Raw genomic sequence first — 26058 nt, 5'->3', positions numbered from 1 at the left:
GCCGACAACAGAACATCATCGAACGAAGGGTCGGTTCGATCGGAGGAAGGAAATGCTCGGTCATGTTGCTCTCCGCTTTAGCGTTTGGTGACGCGGCGCAAGCTGCTCGCTCAAATCTCCGCGGCCACGGGGCTGAGCCGGTGACAGGCCCAATCTAGGCAGTGTCGTTCTTCGTGTCAATCCAATCGTTCTTTTAAAGAGACATGTTCTCGGAGAAGAATTTTCTCCGGGCGTCGAGGCGGTCGAAACTGCGTGCGGGGCCGTGAATGGCGCATCGCAGCGCCTGTTCTGGCGCGCCGCCGCTCCGACCTGCTATCGTCCCGCCATGGCTATTCGCGATTCGGACCTCGCATGAACCAGGCGGTGCGCGGCGTCAGCATCGCCGACGGGCGGATGACGATCGACGGCGTCGCCGGCGCCTTCATCCAGGCCGTCGGCCGCCCGCTCGCTCTGGAGGCGGACGGGCTCGCTCTGGTGCGCGGCCATGTCTGGCGCGAGGGTGTGCGGCACGAGGCCGACCGCATCGAGGGGCGGGCCCGGCCGCGCGAGGCGAGCCTGCACCGGGCCGGTCATCCTGGCGAGGCCCATGACATCGCCCTGACGATCCGGCCCTTCCCGACCGAAGGCGCGCAGGCGCCATTGCTGCGCCTCGGCCTTGCCGGCGATGCGCAGGAGGCCGGGCTCGACCAGAACTACCGCGCCGACCTCTTCCTGCCGCAGCCGCTCTTCGCCGAGCTCGGCCGCGATCTCGCCGAGAAGGCGCCCCTGCATTTGTCGCTCAGCGCCGCGACCGATCTATGGCTGCGCGAGGCCGAGCCCGAGGCATTGCCCGGCCGCCCGCTCGCCTTCCATCTCGGGCTCGAGGCCGCCAGCGGCCGCAGCGCCAGCGGCCATGGCCGGGTCGAGTCGATCGAATGGGGCAGGGCCGCCACCGCCAGCCCAGCCCAGCAGGCCCAAGCCGATGCGGCCGCCGAGGCCGATCCCGAGGAGGAGCCGGAGGATCCGGTGTCCGAGCAGCTCAGGCGGATCAATTGGAGCCTGAAGCAGGTCCTGATCGTGCTCGCCTTCCTGATGTTGATCATTGCGCTGAAATAGCGCCGAACCTTCCTGCCCTGCCGGCGTTGCTTCGGGACAAGCCAGGGACAGAGGGCCATGCTCGACATTCTCCCCGCAGCCGACCATGTCGCCGCCTTCCGCATCAGCGGCACGCTGACCGAGCCGGATTTCGACCGGCTGATCGCCGAGATCGAGGCCAAGCTCGAACGGCATGAGAAGCTCGGCATCCTCGCCGATCTCACCGGCTTCGAGGACATGACCTTCCGCGCCGGCCTCAAGGATGCCCGCTACGGCTTCGGCAAGATCCTGCAATGGCACCGTTTCCCGCGTGAGGCTGTCGTCACCGACAAGGGCTGGATCGAGACCCTGGTCGCGATCGCGAGCCCGCTCGTGCCCTTCGTCGAGGTCAGGAGCTTCAAGCCGGGCGCCTTCGACGCGGCGCTCGCCTGGGCGAGCGAGATCGAGGGCGGTCCCGACGCCTGATTCCCCGTTTTCACCCCGAGCCGGCGGGAAACGCGCCGGCTCCAAGATGAACGGCAGCCGACCGAGCCGTTCAGGCGGAGTTCCGCAGCCCGCTGGTCAAATGCCCATCAGCAGACGAAGGAGACCAGTCATGCGTCACATTCTCATCGCCGCGGCCATCGCACTGGGCGCCGCCGTCACGCCGGCCGCTGCCGGCGAGGCCTTTGGCGGCGCGGCCGGCCTCGACAAGCTCGAGGCGACCTATGTCCGCCACAACCGCGAGCACCGGATGTGGGAGATCCAGCGCAACATGGAGCGCCAGCACCGCTATGAGCGCCGCCATCGCTATCGCGACGGCTACGGCTATGGCTATGGCCGCCGCCATGGCGGCCCGCCGCCCTGGGCCCCGGCCCATGGCCGCCGCCACCGTGACGCCTACGACCGCTGGTAAGGCGGCCCCGCGCCCTTCGTGCCCCTGTTCCCCACAAGCGAAGGGCGCGGGAATTTCGACACTCTGCCTTCTCCCCTTGCGGGAGAAGGTGGCGCGGAGCGCCGGATGAGGGGTCGCGCTGCGCTATCCGGTTTCGGCCGCTGCAAGCGCTAATCTCTCAAGGTCCCGCGACCCCTCACCCCGACCCTCTCCCGCAAGGGGAGAGGGGGCGGGTTGCACCTCCCGCGCCCACACTTTTCCCCGCCCGCAGGCTCACCTGCGGGCGTTGTCGCATCTGAGGGGCAGCGGAGCGCCGCGAGGCGCGGTTTGGTATCCGCTTCCATTGAGCCAGGAAGCGGTGCGGATGGATTGAGCCACCACCCGCCCGCCCCGTGGCGCTCCGCTCAGCGGCGATTTGAAAACTCCGGGCCGCGCTTCATTCGGACCTTGCCCCGATCCCGCCCGCTGCCTTCGCCAGTTCCCCTCATCGGGTCGTCGCGTCGGCGCTCGGACGGCTTAGGATCGGCGGCAGGTCCAGCTAGCGAGCTCCTCGCGCAGGGGCCGTAGTACCCCCAGGTCGGTTCCCGAAGCCTCCCGGGACCGGGTTGCAAGCCCGGCCGCAGGCGCCGCACCCACCCCGCCAAACGACATGCCTCCGGTCGGCTGCCCCTCGGGGATGGGATGCGGGGGATTATACGGGAGGTCGGGAGGGCGGGGATAAACAGCTTCCTTCTCCCCTTGGGGGAGAAGGTCCGGCAGGGGATGAGGGCGCCTCGACCGGGCGAGCCATCCTTCCCTCATCCGTCAGCGCTACGCGCTGCCACCTTCTCCCCCGAGGGGAGAAGGGTTACGCGCCCTCACCGTCATGGTCGGGCTTGTCCCGACCATCCACGCCTGTGGGCGGTGGCGACCAGCCTCAGTATCCACAACGACGAGCCGGTCCTCGGCGCCGCAAGACGTGGATGGTCGCCACAAGGGCGACCATGACGGGGTGGAGGCGCCAGAACCTCGAACCTCCCTTCTCCCGGATGGGAGAAGGTGGCGCGGAGCGCCGGATGAGGGCCTGCCCTTGCCGCAGAAGGCGCAACGGCTCCATCGCACCCTGACGATCAGCGGCAGTCCCTCACCCCTGCCCCTCTCCCAGCCGGGAGAGGGGTTCCCTGCGCGCTTCGCCGAATGGCTCGTCCGGTGCGAATGGCATCGAATGCAGTGAGGCGCCGGAACCTCGACCCAGCCTTCTCCCGGATGGGAGAAGGTGGCGCGGAGCATCCGATGAGATCCTGCCTTAGCAGCAGAAGGCCTCGGCGAAAGACAGCGCGTTGAGGAACGACCCCATCTCCGCATTGATCTAGCAGTCAGATGCTCGCTAGAATTGCAAACTATTAAAATCGCTTTGGACAATGCCAATGACGCTTGCATTAGAAATTGAATCTGCCCAGAGGCTGGTCAGGACCGACGCTTATCAAATGTCGATAGGCGAAATTGTGAGCATGTATGAGAATTCGGAGATAATTATCGACCCTGAATTCCAGAGATTGTTTAGATGGCAGCCAGTTCAGAAATCTCGACTTATTGAATCGATCCTATTAGGGATTCCAATTCCTTCAATATTTGTTTTCGAGAAGGAAGATGGAAAATGGGAATTGATAGACGGATTGCAAAGAATATCAACAATACTTGAATTTATGGGTAAACTTGGAAATTCAGAGGGTGGAATTCGGCCGCCATCCATTCTTGAGGCAACAAAATATCTGCCTTCTTTGCATAACGCTGTTTGGGAAACCTCTGACCAAATCCCTGATGTCAGCGCAGTGGAGCAAAATGTACTTGAAAAGAGTCAGCAGCTTGCGATTCGGCGCAGTCGCTTGGGCGTTGAGATTCTTAAACGTCCAAGTGACGATCAAACAAAATATGACCTCTTTCAAAGATTAAATGCCAGTGGAACTCAAGCCAACGCGCAGGAATTGAGAAACTGTATCATACTCATGGTCAATGCGACATATTTTTGAGCTGTCCGTTCGGTTGCGGAAGAAGATCAATTTAAGTCAGTTATATCTGTGAGCGACGATCAGATTGAGCGTCAGCGCCATGTTGAGATGGCTGTACGCTTTTTAGTTCACACTTTGGTCGATTATGATGGAAAATTGGACGTTGAGGAGTACATTGACGAAGGAATTATTACGCTTGCTCGCGCGGGAGACTCACAAAAAGCCGTTAATCTGCTGAAGAAGACTTTTGACCTTTTGGATTCAGTCGCCGGGGATGACGCTCTTCGCCGTTTTGACAATGGACGGCACCTAGGAAAAGTTGGCCTAGTCGGCCTTGAAGGCATAGCTGTAGGCATCGCAAAGAATATCGAGGCGATTTCTGCCCTCGGAACCGATGCTGCGAAAGCTTTTGTTGAGAGCAAAATTCAGGGATTTTGGAGTCAACCTGCTGCCGCGAATTTTACATCACCAGGGTTGCGCGGCACGATCAGAATCCAACGCACTGTTCCGTTCGGCGCACAATGGTTTCGTCCATGAGCAAGCCATACACCGAAGCCGAATTTTCTGAACAGATAACCATGGATCGCAATTGGCGTATTAGAGAAATATCTGACCTCAAAGCCGCAATTCGTCGAAGCGACGCGGGCTTGCAAAAGGTTCTTTTGCGAGCTTTGATAACAGTATCATATGCCCATTGGGAAGGTTACGCGCGCTTTAGCGCAAAGAAATATCTTGAGCACATTGCGCTCAGAAAATTTCAGTATAAAGATCTTTCTATCCAATTTCTGAAGAATTATTTTCTGCCGAGACTCGGAGCACTTTCATCCAGCAAATACAGCGTGCATGACCGCTGCATCCTAATTGATGAAATTCTAAACTCGAACGATAGGCGCTTTAGTCGAGCCAACGATGACCTCATAAACACTAAATCGAACCTGAATTTGGACACTATTTTGGAAATATGCCTAATATGCGGAGTAGATGGCAGTTATTTTAGTAGCAAGGCAGCGTTCATCGACATAATTCTCCTTAAAAGGAGGAATGCCATCGCGCATGGTGAAGACACACTCGTGTCAGTTAATGAACTTGATTCTATTGTAGATGATACGATATCTTTGATCCGCAATTTTGGTGATCTACTTGAGAACCGTGTAGTACTACAAACCTATAAGGCGGCGTAATAGAAAATTACTCTGCCCATACACAATCTGAAGAGAGTAGGTAGCCCTCTCACCTCCGCCCCCGTCTCTCTCCCGCCCCCTTGGGCCGCGACTCCGGCACCGGGCCCATCTCGTCGAGCCCGGGCTTGCGCGGTCGCGCCACGCTCGCCTTCGGGCGACCTTCACCCCCGCCCCAGTTATGCGGGCCCATATCGGCGTCGGTCGGCTTGCGGGCGCGGGTCGGCAGGTTGGCGCTGGCGCCGTAGGACCGTTCGCCCTGGTATTTGCCGGCGCTGCCCTCGACATCGCTCTGGCGGGCGAGCGGGTCGTCGGCGATGGCGAGCTCCGTCGCCTGCAGGCGCTTGATCTCGTCGCGCAGGCGCGCGGCGGTCTCGAATTCGAGGTCGGCGGCGGCCTCGCGCATGCGCTTTTCGAGATCGGCGATCGCGGCTTTCAGGTTGTGGCCGGCGACCGGCGCCTCGACCAGCCCGCGATCGACGGTGACATGGTCGCGCTCATAGACCGAGCCGAGAATGTCGCCGATGTTCTTCTTCACCGTCTGCGGCGTGATGCCGTGCTCTTCATTATAGGCGAGCTGCTTCTCGCGGCGGCGATTGGTCTCTGCCATCGCCCGCTCCATCGAGCCGGTGATGTGGTCGGCATAGAGCACGACCTTGCCGTCGACATTGCGGGCGGCGCGGCCGATGGTCTGGATCAGAGAGGTCTCCGAGCGCAGGAAACCTTCCTTGTCGGCGTCGAGAATGGCGACGAAGCCGCATTCGGGAATGTCGAGGCCCTCGCGCAGCAGGTTGATGCCGACGAGGACGTCGAAGGTGCCGAGGCGCAGATCACGCAGGATCTCGATGCGCTCGATCGTGTCGATGTCGGAGTGCATGTAGCGCACCCGCACGCCGTTCTCGTGCAGGTATTCGGTCAAATCCTCGGCCATGCGCTTGGTCAGCACGGTGACGAGGGTGCGGTAGCCCTTCTCGGTGACTTCCTTGACCTCGTCGAGCAGGTCGGCGACCTGGTGCTTGGCCGGCCTGATCTCGACCGGCGGATCGATCAGCCCGGTCGGGCGGATGACCTGCTCGGTGAAGACGCCGCCGGTCTGCTCCATCTCCCATGAGCCGGGCGTCGCCGAGACATGCACCGAGGCGGGGCGCATCGCGTCCCATTCCTCGAAGCGCAGCGGCCGGTTGTCCATGCAGGAGGGCAGGCGGAAGCCGTATTCGGCCAGCGTCGCCTTGCGGCGGAAGTCGCCCTTGTACATCGCGCCGATCTGCGGGACCGTGACATGGCTTTCGTCGGTGAAGACGAGGGCGTTGTCGGGCAGGTATTCGAACAGGGTCGGCGGCGGCTCGCCCGGCTTGCGGCCGGTGAGATAGCGCGAATAGTTCTCGATGCCGTTGCAGGAGCCGGTGGCCTCGATCATCTCGATGTCGAAGGTGCAGCGCTGGTCGAGCCGCTGCGCCTCGAGATAGCGGCCCATGCGGTTGAGCTCGTCGAGCCGGCCTTTCAGCTCCTCCTTGATCGACTTCACCGCCTGGTTCAGCGTCGGCCGCGGCGTGGTGTAGTGCGAATTGCCGTAGACCTTGATGAATTCGAGCTCGCCGGTCTTCTGGCCGGTCAGCGGATCGAATTCGGAGATGCTCTCGATCTCGTCGCCGAACAGGCCGATGCGCCAGGCGCGGTCCTCATAGTGGGCCGGGTAGAGCTCGACCGTGTCGCCCCGGACCCGGAAGGTGCCGCGCGCGAAATCATGCTGGACGCGCTTGTATTGCAGCGCCACGAGGTCGGCGATCAATTGGCGCTGCTCGATGCGCTCGCCGAGCTTCAGCGAGAAGGTCATCGCCGTATAGGTCTCGACCGAGCCGATGCCGTAAATGCAGGAGACCGAGGCGACGATGATCACGTCGTCGCGTTCGAGCAGCGAGCGCGTCGCCGAATGGCGCATCCGGTCGATCTGCTCGTTGATCGAGGATTCCTTCTCGATATAGGTGTCCGAGCGCGGCACATAGGCCTCGGGCTGGTAGTAGTCGTAATAGGAGACGAAGTACTCGACCGCATTGTCGGGAAAGAAGCTCTTGAACTCGCCGTAGAGCTGGGCCGCCAATGTCTTATTCGGCGCGAGGATCAGCGCCGGGCGCTGCGTCTCCTCGATCACCTTGGCCATGGTGAAGGTCTTTCCGGAGCCGGTGACGCCGAGCAGCACCTGGTCGCGCTCCTGCCGGCTGATGCCGTCGACGAGATCGGCGATCGCGGTCGGCTGGTCGCCCGAGGGGGAGAAGTCGGACTTCATCTGGAAGCGCACGCCGCCTTCCGATTTCTCGGGGCGGGCGGGGCGGTGCGGCACCCAGGCCTTGCCAGGCTCGATGAACGGGCTGCCGGTCTCCAGCAGCGCCTGCAGCGACTGCGCCGTCAGCGAGGCCGCGGTCTCGCCATCCGAGCCGGCGAAGGCGGCATCGGCTTTTTTCGAGAGTTTTCGTGGCTTGCTCTCGCCCGGCGCGCCCGGCCGCGCCTCGTAGCCGGCCTGCGGCGTGTCCTTGAAGCCGGAGGCGCCGCCCGGCACCGCCGTGCCGCGGTTGATCGCCGGGTTGAGCAGGTCGGCGAGATAGCCTTCCAAAGGCTTCAGATCAGGCTTGGTCGCCTTGGAATTGGGCGTGCGGGCGCTCGCCGGCTTCTTCGCGGGCTTCTTGGTCGCGGCCTTTGCGGCCTCGGCGGCGGGGCGTTCCGCCTCGGGCGAGGCGGTGTCGGAGCTGGCATCGGGGCGCTTTGGCATGGTCGCAATATGGGCGCAGATCGCCGCCGATGCGAGAGGGCAGGGACGCGCTCCCGCTCGATTGATGACAGGAGTTGACAGGAGATGATATGCTCGCATTAGTTGCATATCTACATGATGCAATCAATGGGAGCGGCCATGCCGGGGGGCGGGGCTGGGACCGATGCGGCGGCTGTCGACGCCTTCATCGCGAAATGGCGTGTCTCGGAGGGCGCGGAACGGGCTGCCTACGCGCAGTTCCTGACCGAGTTCTGCCGGCTGATCGGCGCCGGGACGCCGCTGCCCCCGACCAGCGATGCCGAGGCGGTGACCTATCGCTTCGAATATCCGGTGGCGTTCCACGATGCCGCCGGTACGAGCGGCACCGGCCGCATCGACCTCTACAAGAAGTCCTGCTTCGTGCTCGAAGCCAAGCAGAGCCGCCTCAAGGGCCAGCGCAAGGAGATCCTGCTGGCCGAGGCGGGTGCGGAAGAACCCTCGGCCGCACCGCGCGGTCGCCGCGGCGCCGACCGCGCCCTCGACGTCAAGATGCTGCACGCCAAGCGCCAGGCCGAGCATTATGCCCGCGCTTTGCCGGCTTCGCATGGCTGGCCGCCCTTCATCATCCTCTGTGATGTCGGGCACTGCTTCGAGTTCTATGCCGACTTTTCCGGCCAGGGGAAGAACTACGCCCAGTTCCCCGACCGGCACCGCTTCCGCGTCTATCTCGACGATCTCCGCGACCCGGCGATCCGGGCCCGGATCGCCCGGATTTGGTCCGATCCCGCCGCGCTCGACCCGGCCCGCCATGCGGCGCTGGCGACGCGCCAGATCGCAACGCGGCTCGCCGCCGTCTCGAAGGCGCTGGAGCGTCGCTACGATGCCGAGGATGTCGCGCTCTTCCTGATGCGCTGCCTCTTCACCATGTTCGCCGAGGATGTCGGCCTGATCCCGCGCGACAGTTTCAAGCGCTTGCTGCGCGAATGCCAGGAGTCCCCGAGGAGCTTCAAGCCGCTGGTCGAGGATCTCTGGCGGGCGATGGATCGCGGCGACTATTCCTCGGCGGTGCGGGCCCAGATCAAGCAGTTCAACGGCCGGATGTTCGCCGAGCCGCAGGTCTTCGCGCTCGGTCGCGACGGCATCGCCGAATTGCTGGCGGCGGCCGAGCATGATTGGAGCCTGGTCGAACCGGCGATCTTCGGCGCCCTGCTCGAACAGGCGCTGGAGCCGGCCGAGCGGGCAAGGCTCGGCGCGCATTACACGCCGCGCGCCTATGTCGAGCGCCTGGTCGTCGAGACCGTGATCGCGCCGCTGCGCGACGATTGGCGGGCGGTGCTCGGCGCCGCCCAGCAGGCGCGCGATGGCGGCAGTGCGCGCACCGCGCTGGCGCTGGTCGAGGCCTTCCACATGAAACTCTGCAAGACGCGGGTGCTCGACCCTGCCTGCGGCACCGGCAATTTCCTGCATGTCGCCCAGGACCTGATGAAGCGGCTCGAGGGCGAGGTGCTGGAGACCGCCGCGGAGCTCGGCGCGGTCGAGCATTTCGGCGGTTTTGCCGAACGCGGCGTCGGGCCGGGGCAGTTCTTCGGTATCGACGCCAATCGCCGGGCGGTGGCGATCGCCGATCTGATGCTCTGGATCGGCTATCTGCAATGGCATCTGCGGACGCGGGCCTACGCGCCGCGCGAGCCGATCCTGCGGAAGCTCGCGCAGATCGTGCCGGGCGATGCCCTGCTGACCTGGGACGACTGGCCGGTGCCTTCCGTGGAGGCCGGCCGCGAGGTCGCGCCGGCCAATCCGCGTCCGCCGCCCTGGCCGGAGGCGGAGTTCATCGTCGGCAACCCGCCCTTCATCGGCGGCAAGGACCTGCGCCGGCGCCTCGGCGACGGCTATGTCGCGGCGCTGCGGCTGGCCTGGCCGCAGATGAACGAGAGCGCCGACCTCGTCATGTACTGGTGGGATCGGGCCGCCGCGCTGCTCACCGCACCGGGCACGGCGCTGCGGCGCTTCGGTTTCGTCACCACCAATTCGATCACCCAGCTCTTCCAGCGCCGCACGGTCGAGCGGCATCTCGATGCGCGGAGCCCGGTCTCGCTGCTGCTGGCGGTCGCCGACCATCCCTGGACCAAGGCCGGCAAGGACGCCGCGGCGGTGCGCATCGCCATGACGGTGGCCGTGGCCGGCAGGCATGAGGGGCGCCTGCTCGAAGTCACCTCCGAGACGGGCCTCGACAGCGATCAGCCGCAGATCGGCTTTGCCGAGCGGGCGGGCCGGATCAATGCCGACCTCACCATCGGTGCCGACGCCTCGCAGGCCCGGCCATTGCTTGCAAACGAGGCCCTGTGCTCGCCTGGCGTCAAGCTGCACGGGGCGGGCTTCATCGTCTCGCCGGACGCGGCGCAGGCGCTCGGCCTCGGCCGGCGGCCCGGGCTCGAAGCCCATATCCGGCCCTATCGGAACGGGCGCGATCTCACCGCCCGCCCGCGGGGCGCCCTGGTCGTCGACCTGCTCGGGCTCGATGCCGGCGAGGTCCGCGAGCGCTTCCCGGAGGTCTACCAGCACCTTCGCCTGACCGTCGAACGGGACCGGCAAGCGCAGTTCGCGCGCTCGCCGACTGCCGATGCAAAGAGCTATCTGGCCAAGTGGTGGCAATTCGGAAAGCCGCGTCAGGAACTGCGCCCGGCGCTTTCCAGCCTGCAGCGCTACATCGCAACGGTCGAAACCGCCAAGCATCGCGTCTTCCAGTTCCTCGACCAGGCGATCCTGCCGGACAACATGGTCATCGCGGTCGCGCTCTCCGACGCCTTCCATCTCGGCGTGCTGTCCTCGCACTTCCACGCGATCTGGAGCCTGCAGCAAGGCGGGACCTTGGAGGACCGGCCGCGCTATTCCAAATCGCGCTGCTTCGACCCTTTTCCCTTCCCCGACGCCACGGAGAGCCAGAAGCAGGTGATCCGCGAGCCGACCGAGGCGCTCGACGCCTTGCGCAAGCAGGTGCTGGCGGCGCATCCCGGGCTGACGCTGACCGGGCTCTACAATGTCCATGACAAGATCCGGGCGGGTTTGCCGCTGACGCCCGGCGAGGAGAATCTCCGCGACCGCGGTCTCGTCCTGATCCTCGGGGAGCATCACGACGCCATCGATGCCGCTGTCGCCGCGGCCTATGGCTGGCCGGTCGATGCCGGTGCGGAGGACGTGCTTTCCCGCCTGGTCGCCCTCAACCGTGAGCGCTGGAGCGAGGAGGCGCGCGGCACGGTGCGCTGGCTACGGCCCGACTATCAGCGTCCGCGCTTCGGGGAAGGCGGCGGCATGGGCGAGCAGGTCGAGGCGGCCGAACTCTTGTCGCTGCCTACCGCCGCGGCCGGCCTGCCTGCCTTTCCAACCCAGCCGGTCGAGCGGGTCGCTGCCGTGCTCGCCGTCCTGGCCAGGGGCGGTGCGCCGCTCGATGCCGAGGCGATCGCCATGCAGTTCCGGCAGGGGCTCAAGGTCCGCCCGGCCATTCGCGCCGTCCTCGTTTCGCTGGCGCGGGTCGGCGAAGTCTCGACGGCCGATGGCGGCAGGCGCTTCGGCCGCCGTTTCGCGGCGCAGGGCTAGAGCATTTTCGAGCGAAGTGGACACCGGTTCGCGTGAAGAAAATGCGATCTGAAAAGAGATCGAGCATTTCCGTGTTTCAGGGAAATGCTCAAAAACTGTCGCGCCAGCGTCACGCCGCTGTCGCGCGGCTGCAAACTCCGGGCGCGAAGCGGGGGCCTTCCGCTCTTCCCAACCCGGAGTCCTCCATGCGTCTGCGCCTCGCTGCCGTCCTGCTTCTCTCGTCCACCATGCTCGCCGGCGCTCAGGATGCGTCCCAGGGAGGCTCGAAGGAGTTCCCGGCCAAGCTGGTCGGCCATGCCCTGCTGCCGGCCAACACCATCATCCCGGCCCCGGCCGATGCGCCGGCCGATCTCAAGGTCTCCGGCAAGTTCGTCACGCCCGGCAAGCGCGTCGAGCAGGTCGGCTCGGTGATGGGCACCTCGGGCGGACGCCCGACCGGCCTCTCCACCCCCTTCGCCGGCCAGCCGGTGCAGGGCTTCTCCGGCATCCGCTCGCTGGGCAATGGCGAGTTCCTGGTGCTGACCGATAACGGCTTCGGCGCCAAGGCGAACTCACCGGACGCGATGCTGTTCTTCCACCGCCTCAAGGCCGATTTCGAGGGCGGCAAGATCGAGCGCAGCGCCACCACCTTCCTGCACGACTCCGACAAGAAGGTGCCGTTCCGCATCGCCAATGAGGGCACCGAGAAGCGCTACCTGACCGGCGCCGATTTCGATCCGGAATCGATCCAGCCGATCGGCGACAAGATCTGGATCGCCGAGGAGTTCGGCCCCTATCTCATCCGCGTCGACCAGAGCGGCAAGGTCGAGGCGGTGTTCGAGACGCTCATCGACGGCAAGCCGGCCCGCTCGCCCGACCATTTCGCCGTCACCACGCCGGCTGCCCCGAACCTGCCGGTCGCGTTCAATGTCCGCCGCTCCAAGGGCTATGAGGGCATGGCGCAGTCGCCGGATGGTCGTTTCCTCTATCCGCTGCTCGAAGGCCCGCTCTGGAACGCCGAGACCAAGGGCAATGAGGAGCTCGACGGCAAGGAAGTGCTGCGCATCCTCGAATTCGACGTGCAGAACGAGAAGTGGACCGGCCGGTCCTGGTTCTTCCCGCTCGAGCAGAAGGGCCTCGCCATCGGCGACTTCAACATGATCGACAGCACTACAGCGCTGATCATCGAAAGGGATAACGGCGAAGGCACCGCCGACAAGGCCTGCGCTGCCGGCCAGAAGGGCCCGGACTGCTTCCACGACCTCGCCAAGTTCAAGCGCATCGTCAAGATCGAGATGAACGACGCCAATGTCGGCAAGGCCGTGCGCAAGATCGGCCATGTCGACCTGATGAAGATTGCCGATCCCGACAAGAAGGCGAAGCTGGGCGCCATCGACGGCGTGCTGCCCTTCCCCTTCTTCACCATCGAGAATGTCGACGTGGTCGATCTCGCCAAGGGCATCATCGTCGTCGGCAACGACAACAACCTGCCCTTCTCCTCGTCGCGCGACCCGAAGAAGGCCGACGACAACGAGCTGGTGCTGATCGAGGTCAAGGAACTGCTCGCCGCCAAGTGAGGCGCCAAACGAGGCGCTGAGCGCGCCGCAAAGCCGTCGCCGGGCTGCTCAGCCGATCAGCCCGGCCATGGCGACCACGACAGGCCCCATCAGCGGTAGCAGCACGTTCGAGATCGCATAGGTCACGGTGTAGCCGATCACCGGGATCGAGTTGCCGGCGAGCGAGACCAGGGCGCTGATCGAGGGCGTGCTGCAATGCTGGCCGGCAATGGCGCCGAGCAGGATCGGCCCCTCGATCCTGAGCAGATAATGGCCGATATAGAGCGAGGCCACCGCCGGCAGGGCCGAGACCAGGACGGAGAGCACCGGCAGGACGAGCCCGTATTGCTTGAGCAGGGCGAAGGCGTCCGGCCCGACCGAAAGCCCGACCGCGGCGATGAAGGTCGCCAGCCCGAAATCCTTCATGAAGGCGGCGGCCTCGGACGGGATCGCGCCGCTCTGCGGCCGGTGCATGTGCAGCCAGCCGAAGACCAGGCCGGAGACCAGCGCCCCGCCGCCCGTGCCGAGGGTGAGGTCGAGCGCCCCGATCTTCAGGCTGAGCTCGCCGAGCAGGAGCCCGGCGACGATGCCGAGCCCGAGCATGACGAAATCGGTCGCCGCGCTGGGCGAGAGCAGATGGCCGAGTTCCGGGCCGGCGCGGGCGATCGCATCCTCCGTACCGTACAGGGTCAGGATGTCGCCCTGTTCCAGGATGGTGCCCGGCAAGGCGGGGATGTTCTGGCCGAGCCGGCGGATCCGCGAGATGAAGACGCCGCGCCGCAATTCGGCACTGGCAAGCCGGCGCAGGTCGCGGATCCTGCGGCCGCGGACTTCTTGCCGGGTCAGAACCACCTCGCGCTCGACCAGCGGAGCATTGGCGCCGGGCGGCATTGGCACCTCGGCTCCGAGCCGCTCGCTGATCGCGATCACGGCGCGCCGCCGGCCGACCACCAGCACGATGTCGTCTGCTTCCAGCATCGTATCGGTGGTCGCCTTGTCGAAGCTGCCGCCGCGCCCGACCTGCGTGATGGTGACGACCCCATTGACGCTGTTCTCGAAGGCGCCGACGCTGCTTCCGCCGATCGCGCCGGCGCGGAAACCGCGCGAGACGATCTCCGGCACGCCGTTCTCCTTCGCGGTATCGTCATCGGCGCCGAGCTCGCGGGCAAGCGCAGCCGAGGCCTCGCGCACATTGATCCCGAGCAGGAGCGGGCCGATCTGCGTGGTGAAGACGACGATGGCGACGAGGCCGAACAGATAGGTGATGCTGTAGGCGGTCGCCATATTGCCCTGCAGGCGCTCGATTTCGGCGGCAGGCAGGGCAAGGCGCGTCATCGCCTCCGAGGCGGTGCCGAGCACGGCGGATTCTGTGGCCGAGCCGGCGAAGAGCCCGGAGGCCGTGCCGGCATCGAGGCCGAACGCCAGGATTGCCGCTGCCAGCAGCAGCAGCACCGTGACGACCTCGACGAAGGACAGGATGCCGTAGCGCCAGCCTCCGCGGATATTGTTGAAGAATTGCGGCCCGGCCGTGAAGCCGAGCGCGAAGATGAACAGCGCGAAGGCGACGTTCTTCAGGTCGGGGCTGATGGTGACGCCGAGCTGCCCGATCGCCAGCGCGACGAACAGCGTGCCGCAGACGCCGCCGATCTCCACCGAGCCGATCCTGATCTTGCCGATGAGATGGCCGAGCGCCAGCGAAACGAACAGGGCGACGACCGGTTGCGCGATGAACGACACGATGAAGCCCCGTCATGCTGCCAGCGACCAGCTGACTATCGGCGGCGTCTTTTGCGCGTGCAAGTTGGACGCAGGGCCAATGATCGCGGCTTATTGGTCCGAGCTTGCTGGCTTGACGTCCAGCTCAGCAGATCGCGTTGCGCAGCGCCGGCGCCAGCAACAGCTCCGCGGCGGAGCCGGTCTGAATCCAGCTCTTGGCCGAGGCGTCCTCCTCGCGCGGGTCGATCCGCAGCACGATCTGCTCGAGATCGCCGAGGCGGCAGAGGCGCTCGCGCGAAATCTCGGTGGTCATCGGCCCTTCCGGCTGCGCGCTGTCCTCGTTGCTGGCGACGATCGGCGCGCTGTCGGGCAGGCCGATCGTGACGGTGCGCAGCCGCGTCGCGATCGGGGCATTGCCGGAGAGCAACCGCATCCGCAGGCCGACATCGCCGGGCCGGCTGCCCTCGCGGACCGCGAGCTCCAGCCTGATCTCCCGGCCGCGATGCTGGCCGAAGCCGATATTGCCGAGGATCGCCGAGGCGATCCGGCGATCGGCCGGGCCGGGCGCGGCATCCGAACGCTGCTCGGCGAAGACCGCGGTCGCCGGTGCGATCTGCGTCGCGATCGTGGTCGAGCGCATCTCTTCGGGGCGCAGATAGCGCATCGTGTCGGCCGGGGTCGACACGGTCAGTTTCAGGAAGGAGCGGTCGAGCCCCATCGCATCGAGATGGCGGGCGATCTTGGCGTCGATCTCGCCGGTCGCCTGCTCCTGCTTGACCGTGCGCTGTTCCTTGGTCTCCTTGACCAGCTCGCGTGTCTCGATGATGCGGTCGCCCTCGCGACGGCGCACGATCTGGTAGTCGCGCACCGTCGTCGTCTCGGTCTCGACGATGGTCTGCTGATGCACGCCGATGCGCGATTGCGGCGGGATGATCCGTCTGACGCCGCCGGCGAGGACGAAGGTGCAGGCCGAGGAGCAGAGCGGGCTGCGCTCGTCGATGGTGCCCAGTGCCGGACCGCGCTGGCTCAGCACGGTCCGCGCCACCGCGATGTCGAGCCCTTGCTGGCGGATCAGCTCGCCCATGGCGATCGCGACCTCGACCGTGCCGCCGGTCGAATAGATCAGGATCGGCAGCTTGCGGCCGCCGAGCCCGGCGAGGGCGCGGCGCAGCTCTTCCAGCGTGCCATTGGTGATCGCGCCCTGGGCGGCGAGCCATTCGCGGCAATGCGGCTCGCAGCCCGGTTCGGCGCTGCGTACCGGGACGATCCGCATCGGCTCCGGGGCCGGCGCAGGCTTGTCCTGCGCCGCTGCCGGCAAGGCGAGCAGCAAGAGGGCGAGCGCCAGGCAGGAGGCGATGCGGGACACGAGAGCAGGGGACTCCATGAAGAGGCCGCGCAAGGGAAGCCCAGGCGCACCGATTTGACAACCGCTTCCCCGCGCGGCCGGGAGCCGAGCCATGGGCCGGATTGACGGCTAGCCGTCCGGTTGGGCGGCTTTGAGGCGGTCTCGCGCGTCTGCGAGCTCCTCCGCCGTCAGGCGGTGATCTGGTCGATCTCCGCCAGCTCTTCGGCCGAGAGCTTCCATTCGGCCGCCTTCACATTGGCGGCGATCTGCTCGGGCCGGGTCGCGCCGGCGATCACGCTGGAGACCACCGGCTGCGCGGCGAGCCAGGAGAAGGCGAGCTCGACCAGGGTCTTGCCGTGCTTCTCGCAGAAGGCGGCGAGTTTCTCGGTCTTGCGCCAGTTCTCCTCGGTCAGCACCTCGCCGGCGCGCTGGGCCTCACGGGTCATGCGGGCACCTTCCGGCATCGGCTGGTTGCGCCTGTACTTGCCGGTGAGCAGGCCGTTGGCGAGCGGGAAATAGGGCAGGAGGCCCATGCCGAAATGACGGGCGGCCGGGATCAGCTCCTTCTCGGCGCCGCGCACCAGCAGGCTGTACTCGTCCTGGCAGGAGGCGAAGCCCTCGATACCATGGGTCTTCGCGGTCCAATGGGCGTCGGCGACCTGCCAGCTCGGCAGGTTCGAGCAGCCGATATAGCGCACCTTGCCCTGGCGGATCAGGTCTTCGAGCGTGCGCAGGGTCTCGTCGATCGGCGTCAGCGGATCGGGACGGTGAATCTGGTAGAGGTCGATCCAGTCGGTCCTGAGCCGGCGCAGTGAATCCTCGACGGCATTCATGATGTAGGCGCGTGAGCCGCCCTTCTTGAGGCCCTCCTCATCCATGTTCATACCGAACTTGGTCGCGAGCACGATCTGCTTGCGGCGGGCGCCGAGCACCTCGCCGAGAGCGGCCTCGGAGCCGCCGCGATTGCCGTAGATGTCGGCGGTGTCGAACAGGGTGATGCCGTGTTCGATGGCGGCATCGACGACCTTGCGCGTCGCTTCAAGGTCGATCCGCCCGCCGAAATTGTTGCAGCCGAGCCCGACGAGCGAGACACGCAGGCCCGAGCGGCCGAGATTGCGGGTAAGCATGGCGGTTCCTCTCCTCCGAAAGTCGGGCACAGAGGACCAGAGCCGGGGCCGGGCGGCAAGAGCGATCAATGCGGGCCGGGCGTGGCGTCGGCGCAGGCCGCGGCGATCCGTCGATGCGGTCGCGATTGACCGAACGCAAAGCAGCGGCAAAATGCGCGGCTAGAATAGGCCTACCAAACCCTGATACAGCCGGAGATCCCATGGCCCCGATGATCAAGAGCGTCTTCACCGCCTATACGGAAGAAGGCGAGGGCGAGCGCGAGGCGGCGCTCGGCTATGCTCTTTCGCTCGCGCAGCAGGCCGGCGCGCATCTGACCGTCCAGGCGGCGGCGATGCGCTACAATGTCCCCGGCACGCTGATCGGGGATTTCGGGACGGCGTTCGTTGCCGCCGAGAACCGCCGTATCACCTCGCTGGCGAAGCGTTTCGCGGAACTCGCCCGCACCAGCGCCGGCCTCGCCGGCGTGACCAGCACGGTCGAGACGCCGGAACTGGTCTATGCCGAGCTCGGCGGGCGCCTGGCCGGTCAGGCCCGTGTCCATGATCTCAGCGTGCTCGACCTCGAGAAGGATGCCGCCGAGCGCGATCGCGGCCTGATCGAAGCCGCCCTGTTCGACTCGGGCCGGCCGGTGATCATCGTGCCGCCCGAGGTCGAGCGCTTCGCCTGCGGCCGTATCCTCATCGCCTGGGACGGCAGCGCGACCGCTGCCCGGACGGTGGCGGAGGTTCGCCCCTTCCTGGCCGGGGCGGAGGTCGAGATCCTCTCGGTCACCGGCGAGAAGGACCTGTCGAAATACGTCGCCGGGGCGGAATTGGCGCCGCATCTGTCGCGGCACGGCGCCGCCGTCAGTGTCCGCAATGTCGCCCTGTCGGCCGGCCAGGACGTCGCCGAGGCGATCCGCATGGCCGCCGCGGAGTTCGACGCCGATCTGATCGTCTGCGGCGCCTACAAGCATTCGCGGCTGCGCGAATGGATTCTCGGCGGCGTCACCCAGTCGCTGCTGAAGTCCAGCTCGCGGCCGCTGCTGATGAGCCACTGAGCCTGCACGACGGCGGCCCGGTCAGCCGGGTCTCGCCCGGTCGAGCCATGTCGATAATCCCGCGCGCCGCCAATGTGGCGCGCGGCCATCCAGCGCGACGGCGGATCTGGCGATCGGCCGGACCTCGGCCGGAAAGCGAGGATGACGGCACCGGTCACAGCGCGCTGGCCGGAGACGGCTCCTGCTGCGCCAGCACGCGCGCGGCGTCGGCCGACAGCAATGGCGAGGCGCTCTGCCCTTCCCGGATGCCGGACGCAAGCAGCGCAGCATCGCCCGCCGCACCCGAGATCCCACCAGCGCTCACCACCACGCCGAGGCCTTGCCCCAAGCCGGCGAGCGCCCGCACCATGCTCGCCGCCTCCTTGTCCTGCATGTTGGAGATCAGGCGACGGTCGATCTTCACCTTGTCGAAGCCGAATTCCCGGATGTGGTAGAGGTTCGAGTAGCCCGTGCCGAAATTGTCGAGCGCGACCCGCACGCCTGCCTGCCGCAGCGCGCCCAGGGCCGCTTTCGCGGCATGCAGGTCATGCACGATCGCGCTTTCCGAGATGTCGACCTCCAGTCGCGATGGCGGCAGCCCCGCGGTCCGGATCGCCGCAAGGACATTGTCGCTCAATGTGCGGTTCTTGAGCTGGGCCGGCAGGATGTCGACCGAAAGGACGATGTCGTCGGGCCATTCGCGCGCAGCCTGGCAGGCGATGGCGAGGACGCGCCCGGCAAGCTGGTGGATCAGCCCGGTTTCCTCGGCGACCGGCAGGAAGCGCTCGGGTGCGAAACGCTCGCTGCCCGCAACCACCCAGCTCGGCACCGCTTCGAACCCGGTCACCCTGCCGCTGGCGAGATCGATCGACGGGCGGAAGCGTGGCCGGATCTGGTCCTGCTGCAGCGCCTCGCGCAGTTCCCGTTCGATCTGCTGCCGCTGGCGCACCAGCCGGTCCATGTCTTCCTCGAAGAAGCGGAAGGCGGAGCGGCGTTCGCCCTTGGCGCGATAGAGGGCGAGGTCGGCCTTGCGCAGCACCTCGGGCGCCGTCTGCGCGTCGTCCGGCAGGAAGGCGATGCCGATGCCGGTCGCGACGCGGTGCTCGACCCTGCCGATCACGATCGGCTCGGCCAGGTTGTCGATGACGCGCAGCGCGATATTGGCGCTGGATTCCAGTCCCATCAGGTGCTGCGCCAGCAGCACGAACTCGTCGCCGCCGAGACGCGCCACCAGGTCGCCCTCGCGGACCGAGCGCAGCAGGCGTTCCGCCACGATCAGCAACAGCTCGTCTCCGGTGCCGTGGCCATAGGTGTCGTTGATCTGCTTGAAGCCGTTGAGGTCGAGCAGATAGACCGCGTGCACCTGCCCCTGTGCCGGCGGCGAGGCGGCCGCCCTCGCCAGCGCCTCCTCGAACTGCCGGCGGTTCGCCAGCCCGGTGAGCGGATCCTGATAGGCGAGCGCGCGCGCCCGGCCCTCGGCCGCGATGCGCCGGGCCATCTCGCGCTTCTGCTCGCGATAGCGGCGCATCGCGAAGATCAGCAGACCCACCGCCAGAACGGCGCCGATCAGCAGCGCCTCGTCGAGCTCGATCGCCCTCTGCTCCGTCGCTGCGCCGCCCTGCGTCACGAAGATGTCGACCGCATAGGCGACGTAGGTGAGCACGAGCACGACGGCCAGGACCATGCCCAGATCCTGGATGCTGATGCGGTGCCGCAGGATATACTTCCAGACGCTCGACAAGCAGGCCTCCCGAAACCGCGCGCCGGCCCGGTTCCGGCGGCGCGAGAACGCTGTTGTAGAACCGTTTACGCACAAGCCGGAGCCCGGGCCAAAAAAAAGCGGCCCGGACGAGTGCCCGGGCCGCCGATGCTGTCATATGGGCGCGAGCCCGTCAGGCCACTTCGGCCTTCTGCTTCTGCGAACGCTTGCGCTCGTTCGGGTCGAGGATCGCCTTGCGCAGGCGGATCGACTTCGGCGTCACCTCGACGAGCTCGTCCTCGTCGATCCAGGCCAGCGAACGCTCCAGCGTCATCCGGATCGGCGGGGTCAGGCGCACCGCTTCGTCCTTCGAGGTGGTGCGGATATTGGTCAGCTTCTTGCCCTTGAGCACGTTGACCTCGAGATCGTTCTCGCGGGTGTGTTCGCCGACGATCATGCCCTGATAGACTTTCCAGCCCGGCTCGATCATCATCGGGCCGCGATCCTCGAGGTTCCACAGCGCATAGGCCACGGCCTCGCCGGTCTCCATGGCGATCAGCACGCCGTTGCGGCGGCCGGGGATCTCGCCCTTATAGGGCAGATAGGCATGGAACAGCCGGTTCATGATCGCCGTGCCGCGCGTATCGGTGAGCAGCTCGCCCTGATAGCCGATCAGGCCGCGGGTCGGGGCGTGGAAGACGAGGCGCAGCCGGTTGCCGCCCGAGGGCCGCATCTCCAGCATGTCGGCCTTGCGCTCGCTCATCTTCTGCACGACGACGCCCGAATGCTCCTCGTCGACGTCGATGACGACTTCCTCGACCGGCTCGAGCAATTGTCCGTTCTCGTCACGCTCCAGCACGACGCGCGGACGCGAGACGCCGAGTTCGAAGCCCTCGCGGCGCATGGTCTCGATCAGGATGGCGAGCAGCAATTCGCCGCGGCCCGAGACGATGAACGAGTCCTTGTCGCCGGATTCCTCGACCTTGAGCGCGACATTGCCCTCGGCCTCCTTGAACAGCCGGTCGCGGATCATGCGGCTGGTGACCTTGTCGCCCTCCGTGCCGGCGAGCGGGGAATCGTTGACGGCGAAGGTCATCGAGACGGTCGGCGGGTCGATCGGCTGGGCGGCGATCGGCGTCTCGACGCTGGGATCGCAGAAGGTGTCGGCGACGGTGCCCTTCACCAGGCCCGCGATCGAGACGATGTCGCCGGCGACGGCTTCCTCGATCGGCTGGCGCTCGAGGCCGCGGAAGGCGAGGATCTTCGAGATGCGCCCGGTCTCGACGGTCGTGCCGTCGCCCGAAAGCACCTTGATCGTCTGGTTCGGCTTGGCCGTGCCCGAGGTGACGCGGCCGGTGATGATGCGGCCGAGATAGGGGTTGGCCTCGAGCAGCGTGCCGAGCATCCGGAACGGGCCTTCCTCGACCTTCGGCGCCGGCACGTGCTTCAGGATCAGGTCGTACATCGGGGCGAGGCCCTGATCCTGCGGGCCTTCCGGCGAATGCGCCATCCAGCCCTGCTTGCCCGACCCGTAGAGGATCGGGAAATCGAGCTGCTCGTCATTGGCGTCGAGCGCGGCGAACAGGTCGAAGACCTCGTTGATCACTTCCTGGACGCGGGCGTCGGGCTTGTCGACCTTGTTGATCGCGACGATCGGGCGGAGGCCGAGCTTCAGCGCCTTGGAGACCACGAACTTGGTCTGCGGCATCGGGCCTTCGGCGGCGTCGACCAGCACGATCGCGGAATCGACCATGTTGAGGATGCGCTCGACCTCGCCGCCGAAATCGGCGTGGCCGGGGGTGTCGACGATGTTGATGCGGGTGTCCTTCCAGACCACCGAGGTGGCCTTGGCCAGGATGGTGATCCCGCGCTCCTTCTCGATGTCGTTGGAATCCATCACCCGCTCGGCGACGCGCTGGTTCTCGCGGAAGGCGCCGGACTGCTGCAGCAGCTTGTCGACCAGCGTGGTCTTGCCGTGGTCGACGTGGGCGATGATGGCGATGTTGCGCATGGACATGCGGAAAGCGGCCTCGGTTGACGACCGCGAGCCGACTGGGATTTCCCGGCCGGCGCAGCCTGAGCGTGAATGGACAATGGGGTTAGTTGCGCTGCACATAGACGCTTGGCGCCGTTTGGGCAACCGGCAAGCCGCGAAGTCCCGCCACGCACCCTGCGGGTTGCCGACTCATTTCCGGCAGGCGAAGGGCATGAAGGTGCTGGACAGGCCGGCATTCATCCCGGCCATCACCATGATGTTGGCGAGGTTGAGCTCCTCGGCGCTGCGCGGGCAGACATCGGGCGGCGTCTGGCAGCCGGATTCCATGAAGGCATCGTGGCGGACGAGGAAGTCCGGGCCGAGCCCCTTGCTGCCGAAGCGGCGGATCGCCTCGTCATAGGCCTTGCGATAGCGTTCGCATTTCACCGCCGGCCAGTTCTCGCCGCCGCGCATCTGGGCCTGCGCGGCCGCGATGCCGGGCCACGGCCCGCCGGCGACGGGCAGGGCGAGCGGCAGCGAAAGCGCCAGGGCGAGCCCGGCGCGCCGGGAGAGAATTGGGGGCATGGTGGCGCTTTCCTGTCGGGGGAGGACTCAACTGGCCGATGGCGGCTCGCCATGGGCCAGCCTGCGCTCGGCGACGGCCCGGCCGAGCTGGTCCATGGCGAGCCGGTAGGCGCTGACGCCGCCGGCGTCGATGTCGCCCCGCGAATAGCTCGCCAGCACTTCGGCGAGCACCGCATCGGCCTGACGCTCGAGCCGGGCGAGGGCCGCCTCATTGGGGGCGACGCGGATCGCGCCGAGCAGCTCGACCATCTCGCCGAGCCCGGCCATGGCTCGCTTGCGGCGTGCCGCGCTCTCGACGCCGAGCAGGCCGGCGGCGCCGGAGCCGAGCAACGAGAGCGCCATGACGCCGAGATAGAACCAGTCGCCATAGAGCTCGAAGAAGGTCTCCTGCTCGCCATCGATGAAGGCGGCGGCGCCACTATGGACCGCGAGCGGCGCGTCCTTGTCGGTCGCCGGGGTTTCGAGCCCCTGGATCGCCGGCAACTCTCCGGCGAGCGCGACCCGCAGCGACAGGATCGCGCTGACCAGATCGGCGACGCGGCTGTCGTCGAGCGACTGCGCCGCCATCAGGCGCGAAGTGATCGAGATCGTCGGCAGGTTTTCCGCCGGCAGCGGCGGATCGCCGCCGAGCGCGCCGCGGACGATCTCGCCGGCCTCGACCGCCCGGTTGCGGGCCGCGAGCGCGTCGGCTTCGCGGATCGGGATGATGCCGGGTTCATCGCCGAAGGCGGCGCGCAGGCGCTGGGCGGCTTCGTTGGCCGTGCGGGCGCTGATCGCGCCGACGGCGAAGAAGGCGTCGATCCGCCCCTCGCGGGCGGCGCCGATCACCATGTCGCGGGCCAACCCGACAATCTCGACCTCTTCGGGCTGGACGCCATATTGCGACAGCACCAGCTTCAGGAGGTCGATATTCTCGGCGGGATTGCGGATCACGCCGATGCGCTTGCCGCGCAGGCCGGCGACGCGGTCGATGGCGAGTTCCCTGGCGGTGATGAAGAAGGGGAAGGAGCGGCGCGTGATCAGGGCGGTGTCGGCCTTGGCCGGCAGGGCGATGTCGGGCCGGACGATGGCGAGGTCGACCTCGCCGGCATCGATCTTCCGGGCGCTCTCGGCCGAGCCTTCGGTCAGGACGAGGCGCAGGCGGACCGGCTTCTTCTCGCGGCTGAGGCCCTGGACGAAGGCCGCGGCCATGCGCGCATCGTCGGAGCCGAGCGGCCCGACGGCGAGCTTCAGCGTCTTCGGCTGGCTCCAGAGATAGACCCCGAGCGCCACGAGCCCGGCCGTCAGCAGCAGCCCCGCCAGAACCGCAAATCCGCGCCGCCCCATGCCTCGCCCGCTTTCGCCCCGCTTCGTGCCGATCGCTCTCGACCGGCATCATGTCACAAGTGCGGCGGCGGGAGCGTGACGGCAAGCGCCTGCGACAAGAGTCTGCAAGAAGAGTTCGCAAGTCTCGGCCGGCGACAGCAACGGCAAGGATGCGGGATTATGCGCAATCGTGCTACAGCGCCCCGATGACGCGCCCCGAACCCAGCTTCCCGATCAAGATCTGCGGGCTCTCCACGCCTGAGACGCTCGAGGCGGCGCTCGCCGCGGGCGCCGATATGATCGGCCTCGTCTTCCATCCGCGAAGCCCGCGCTTCGTGATGCCGGACCAGGCCTCGCGGCTCGCGGGGCAGGCCCGCGGCAAGGCCGAGATCGTGGCGCTGACGGTCGATCTCGAGCCCGCCAGGGCGATCGAGCTCGCGCAGCTCGTGCGGCCCGACTGGCTGCAGCTCCACGGCAGCGAGACGCCGGAAGCCGTGAGGGCGATCAAGGCCGCGACCGGGCTGCCCGCGTTGAAGGCGCTCGGCATCGCCGGCGCGGCGGATCTCGACCGAATCGCGGCCTATGCCGACAGCGCCGACATGATCCTGCTCGACGCCAAGCCGCCCAAGGACGCGACCTATCCCGGCGGCCATGGCCGGCCCTTCGACTGGACGCTGCTCGCCGGCCTCGACCCGGCTTTCCGCTTCATGCTATCGGGCGGGCTCGATCCGGCGAATGTCGCGGAGGCGATCCGCATCGCGAAGCCGTCCGGCGTCGACGTCTCCTCCGGGGTCGAAAGCGCGCCGGGCGTCAAGGACGTCGACCGGATCGCGGAATTCGTCAGGGCCGCCCGCATGGCGGCCAAGACACTGAGCGACGATATCTTGAAGAAGGCAGGCCAGGCATGAACGCGCCGCACGCACGCAACAGCTTCCGGAACGGCCCGGACGAGAACGGCCGCTTCGGCCAGTTCGGCGGCCGCTTCGTCGCCGAGACGCTGATGCCGCTGATCCTCGAGCTGGAGGCGGCCTACATCGCCGCCAAGGCCGATCCGGCCTATCATGCCGAGACCGCCGACGGGCTGAAGCACTATGTCGGTCGCCCCTCGCCGCTCTATTTCGCCGAGCGCCTGACGGAGCACTTTCGTAGTTTGGCGACGGCCTCCGGCCTGTCGGGTGGCGCCAAGATCTATCTGAAGCGCGAGGAGCTGAACCACACCGGCTCGCACAAGGTGAACAATGTGCTCGGCCAGATCCTGCTGGCCCGCCGCATGGGCAAGAAGCGCATCATCGCCGAGACCGGCGCCGGCCAGCACGGCGTCGCCACCGCGACGCTCTGCGCCCGCTACGGCCTCGAATGCATCGTCTATATGGGTGCGGTCGACGTTGCCCGGCAGGCGCCGAACGTCTTCCGCATGCAGATGCTGGGCGCCACCGTGGTGCCGGTCGAATCCGGCACCAAGACGCTCAAGGACGCGATGAACGAGGCCCTGCGCGACTGGGTCACCAATGTCGCGACGACCTTCTACTGCATCGGCACCGTCGCCGGCCCGCATCCCTATCCCGCGATGGTGCGCGACTTCCAGTCGATCATCGGCAAGGAGACGCGCGAGCAGATGCAGGAGCTGGAAGGCCGCCTGCCGGATTCGCTCGTCGCCTGCATCGGCGGCGGCTCGAATGCGATGGGCCTGTTCCATCCGTTCCTCGACGATAAGAGCGTCGAGATCTATGGCGTCGAGGCGGCCGGCCACGGCATCGCTTCCGGGCTGCATGCGGCTTCGCTTACCGGCGGGCGCCCCGGCGTGCTGCACGGCAACCGCACCTATCTGCTGATGAACGAGGACGGGCAGATCAACGACGCCCATTCGATCTCGGCCGGGCTCGACTATCCCGGCATCGGCCCGGAGCATTCCTGGCTGCATGATGTCGGCCGCGCCACCTATCTCTCGGCGACGGACGAGGAGGCGCTCGCAGCCTTCCAGCTGATCTCCAAGCTCGAGGGCATCATCCCGGCGCTGGAATCGGCCCATGCCCTCGCCAAGGTCGCCGAGCTCGCGCCGCAAAAGCCGAAAGATCATCTGATGGTGGTCAATCTCTCCGGCCGTGGGGACAAGGATATCCCGCAGGTGGCGGAGATTCTGGCGGCGCGGTGACCTGAGTATTTTCGAGCGAAGTGGACACCGGTTCGCATGAAGAAAATGCGATAAAACAAAGAGCTAGAGCATTCCGCGATTCGGAGAAGCGCGAAAATGCCCTGGGTCGTCCTGATGCTGCCCCATTGGCTTGCGCATGGTCGGGGCGC

Annotated in this window: 19 protein-coding genes; 11 read left to right on the top strand and 8 right to left on the bottom strand. The window is 66.5% G+C overall.

Going from position 1 to position 26058, the window contains the following annotated elements:
• Positions 1–351 precede the first annotated feature (351 nt).
• The 6 genes from AC3RCC_RS00440 to AC3RCC_RS00415 all read left to right on the top strand — a co-directional run bounded on the left by AC3RCC_RS00440 (position 352) and on the right by AC3RCC_RS00415 (position 5117).
• On the top strand, positions 352–1095 hold the full coding sequence (locus tag AC3RCC_RS00440; RefSeq protein WP_291637980.1) for a hypothetical protein: 744 nt from the start codon (positions 352–354) through the stop codon (positions 1093–1095).
• A 57-nt stretch (positions 1096–1152) separates the two neighbouring features.
• A complete protein-coding gene (locus AC3RCC_RS00435) occupies positions 1153–1539 on the top strand; it encodes a SpoIIAA family protein (protein WP_291646144.1) in 387 nt (128 codons plus the stop codon).
• 130 nt (positions 1540–1669) lie between these two features.
• Positions 1670–1969 carry a hypothetical protein gene (locus AC3RCC_RS00430; RefSeq protein ID WP_316021167.1) on the top strand — a complete coding sequence of 100 codons (300 nt, stop codon included), beginning with the start codon at positions 1670–1672 and terminating at the stop codon, positions 1967–1969.
• A gap of 1385 nt (positions 1970–3354) precedes the next feature.
• Positions 3355–3957 carry a GmrSD restriction endonuclease domain-containing protein gene (locus tag AC3RCC_RS00425; RefSeq protein WP_492257265.1) on the top strand — a complete coding sequence of 201 codons (603 nt, stop codon included), beginning with the start codon at positions 3355–3357 and terminating at the stop codon, positions 3955–3957.
• Between the two features lie 48 nt (positions 3958–4005).
• Positions 4006–4473: a hypothetical protein gene (locus AC3RCC_RS00420; RefSeq protein ID WP_492257264.1), complete on the top strand. Its 468-nt coding sequence runs from the start codon at positions 4006–4008 to the stop codon at positions 4471–4473.
• Positions 4470–5117: an MAE_28990/MAE_18760 family HEPN-like nuclease gene (locus AC3RCC_RS00415; protein WP_492257263.1), complete on the top strand. Its 648-nt coding sequence runs from the start codon at positions 4470–4472 to the stop codon at positions 5115–5117. The genes AC3RCC_RS00420 and AC3RCC_RS00415 overlap by 4 nt, the downstream gene beginning before the upstream one ends.
• A gap of 49 nt (positions 5118–5166) precedes the next feature.
• On the opposite strand, the gene uvrB is transcribed toward AC3RCC_RS00415, so the two are convergent.
• Positions 5167–7878: an excinuclease ABC subunit UvrB gene (gene uvrB / locus AC3RCC_RS00410; RefSeq protein ID WP_492257262.1), complete on the bottom strand. Its 2712-nt coding sequence runs from the start codon at positions 7876–7878 to the stop codon at positions 5167–5169.
• Between the two features lie 138 nt (positions 7879–8016).
• Between uvrB and AC3RCC_RS00405 the strand changes: the two genes are divergently transcribed.
• Together AC3RCC_RS00405 and AC3RCC_RS00400 are read left to right on the top strand one after the other, a co-directional pair.
• Entirely contained in the window at positions 8017–11451 is a 3435-nt protein-coding gene (locus AC3RCC_RS00405) for a class I SAM-dependent DNA methyltransferase (protein WP_492257261.1), read from the top strand.
• A 185-nt stretch (positions 11452–11636) separates the two neighbouring features.
• Positions 11637–13007, top strand: coding sequence for an esterase-like activity of phytase family protein (locus AC3RCC_RS00400; protein WP_492257260.1), 1371 nt, complete (start codon positions 11637–11639; stop codon positions 13005–13007).
• Positions 13008–13055: 48 nt separating this feature from the next.
• On the opposite strand, the gene aspT is transcribed toward AC3RCC_RS00400, so the two are convergent.
• The 3 genes from aspT to AC3RCC_RS00385 all read right to left on the bottom strand — a co-directional run bounded on the left by aspT (position 13056) and on the right by AC3RCC_RS00385 (position 17174).
• A complete protein-coding gene (gene aspT / locus AC3RCC_RS00395) occupies positions 13056–14723 on the bottom strand; it encodes an aspartate-alanine antiporter (RefSeq protein ID WP_452117472.1) in 1668 nt (555 codons plus the stop codon).
• A 124-nt stretch (positions 14724–14847) separates the two neighbouring features.
• Entirely contained in the window at positions 14848–16068 is a 1221-nt protein-coding gene (locus AC3RCC_RS00390; RefSeq protein WP_291637966.1) for a COG3904 family protein, read from the bottom strand.
• 167 nt (positions 16069–16235) lie between these two features.
• The gene (locus AC3RCC_RS00385) at positions 16236–17174 is read right to left on the bottom strand and encodes an aldo/keto reductase (RefSeq protein WP_492257259.1); all 939 of its coding nucleotides are present in this window, start codon (positions 17172–17174) and stop codon (positions 16236–16238) included.
• A 200-nt stretch (positions 17175–17374) separates the two neighbouring features.
• Here AC3RCC_RS00385 and AC3RCC_RS00380 point away from each other — a divergent pair, with 200 nt between their 5' ends.
• On the top strand, positions 17375–18214 hold the full coding sequence (locus AC3RCC_RS00380; RefSeq protein WP_291637961.1) for a universal stress protein: 840 nt from the start codon (positions 17375–17377) through the stop codon (positions 18212–18214).
• A gap of 154 nt (positions 18215–18368) precedes the next feature.
• Here AC3RCC_RS00380 and AC3RCC_RS00375 read toward each other — a convergent pair whose 3' ends face one another.
• The 4 genes from AC3RCC_RS00375 to AC3RCC_RS00360 all read right to left on the bottom strand — a co-directional run bounded on the left by AC3RCC_RS00375 (position 18369) and on the right by AC3RCC_RS00360 (position 23778).
• Positions 18369–20009 carry a putative bifunctional diguanylate cyclase/phosphodiesterase gene (locus AC3RCC_RS00375; RefSeq protein ID WP_492257258.1) on the bottom strand — a complete coding sequence of 547 codons (1641 nt, stop codon included), beginning with the start codon at positions 20007–20009 and terminating at the stop codon, positions 18369–18371.
• A gap of 76 nt (positions 20010–20085) precedes the next feature.
• Positions 20086–21909: a translational GTPase TypA gene (gene typA, locus AC3RCC_RS00370; RefSeq protein WP_291637957.1), complete on the bottom strand. Its 1824-nt coding sequence runs from the start codon at positions 21907–21909 to the stop codon at positions 20086–20088.
• Between the two features lie 168 nt (positions 21910–22077).
• Positions 22078–22452: a hypothetical protein gene (locus tag AC3RCC_RS00365; protein ID WP_492257257.1), complete on the bottom strand. Its 375-nt coding sequence runs from the start codon at positions 22450–22452 to the stop codon at positions 22078–22080.
• Between the two features lie 27 nt (positions 22453–22479).
• Positions 22480–23778, bottom strand: a complete 1299-nt coding sequence (locus tag AC3RCC_RS00360) for an ABC transporter substrate-binding protein (RefSeq protein ID WP_492257256.1) — start codon at positions 23776–23778, stop codon at positions 22480–22482.
• Between the two features lie 185 nt (positions 23779–23963).
• On the opposite strand from AC3RCC_RS00360, the gene AC3RCC_RS00355 reads away from it, so the two are divergent.
• Both AC3RCC_RS00355 and trpB read left to right on the top strand, forming a co-directional pair.
• A complete protein-coding gene (locus tag AC3RCC_RS00355; RefSeq protein ID WP_492257255.1) occupies positions 23964–24665 on the top strand; it encodes a phosphoribosylanthranilate isomerase in 702 nt (233 codons plus the stop codon).
• Positions 24662–25909 (top strand): tryptophan synthase subunit beta, encoded by a 1248-nt coding sequence (gene trpB / locus AC3RCC_RS00350; protein ID WP_492257254.1) that lies wholly within the window; start codon positions 24662–24664, stop codon positions 25907–25909. The genes AC3RCC_RS00355 and trpB overlap by 4 nt, the downstream gene beginning before the upstream one ends.
• The last annotated feature ends 149 nt before the right edge of the window (positions 25910–26058 follow it).

Source organism: Allobosea sp. GW823-FHT01F03, from assembly GCF_058798075.1.
The sequence above is the reverse complement of the archived record's forward strand: the minus strand, read 5'-3'. Positions and strand labels throughout refer to the sequence as shown.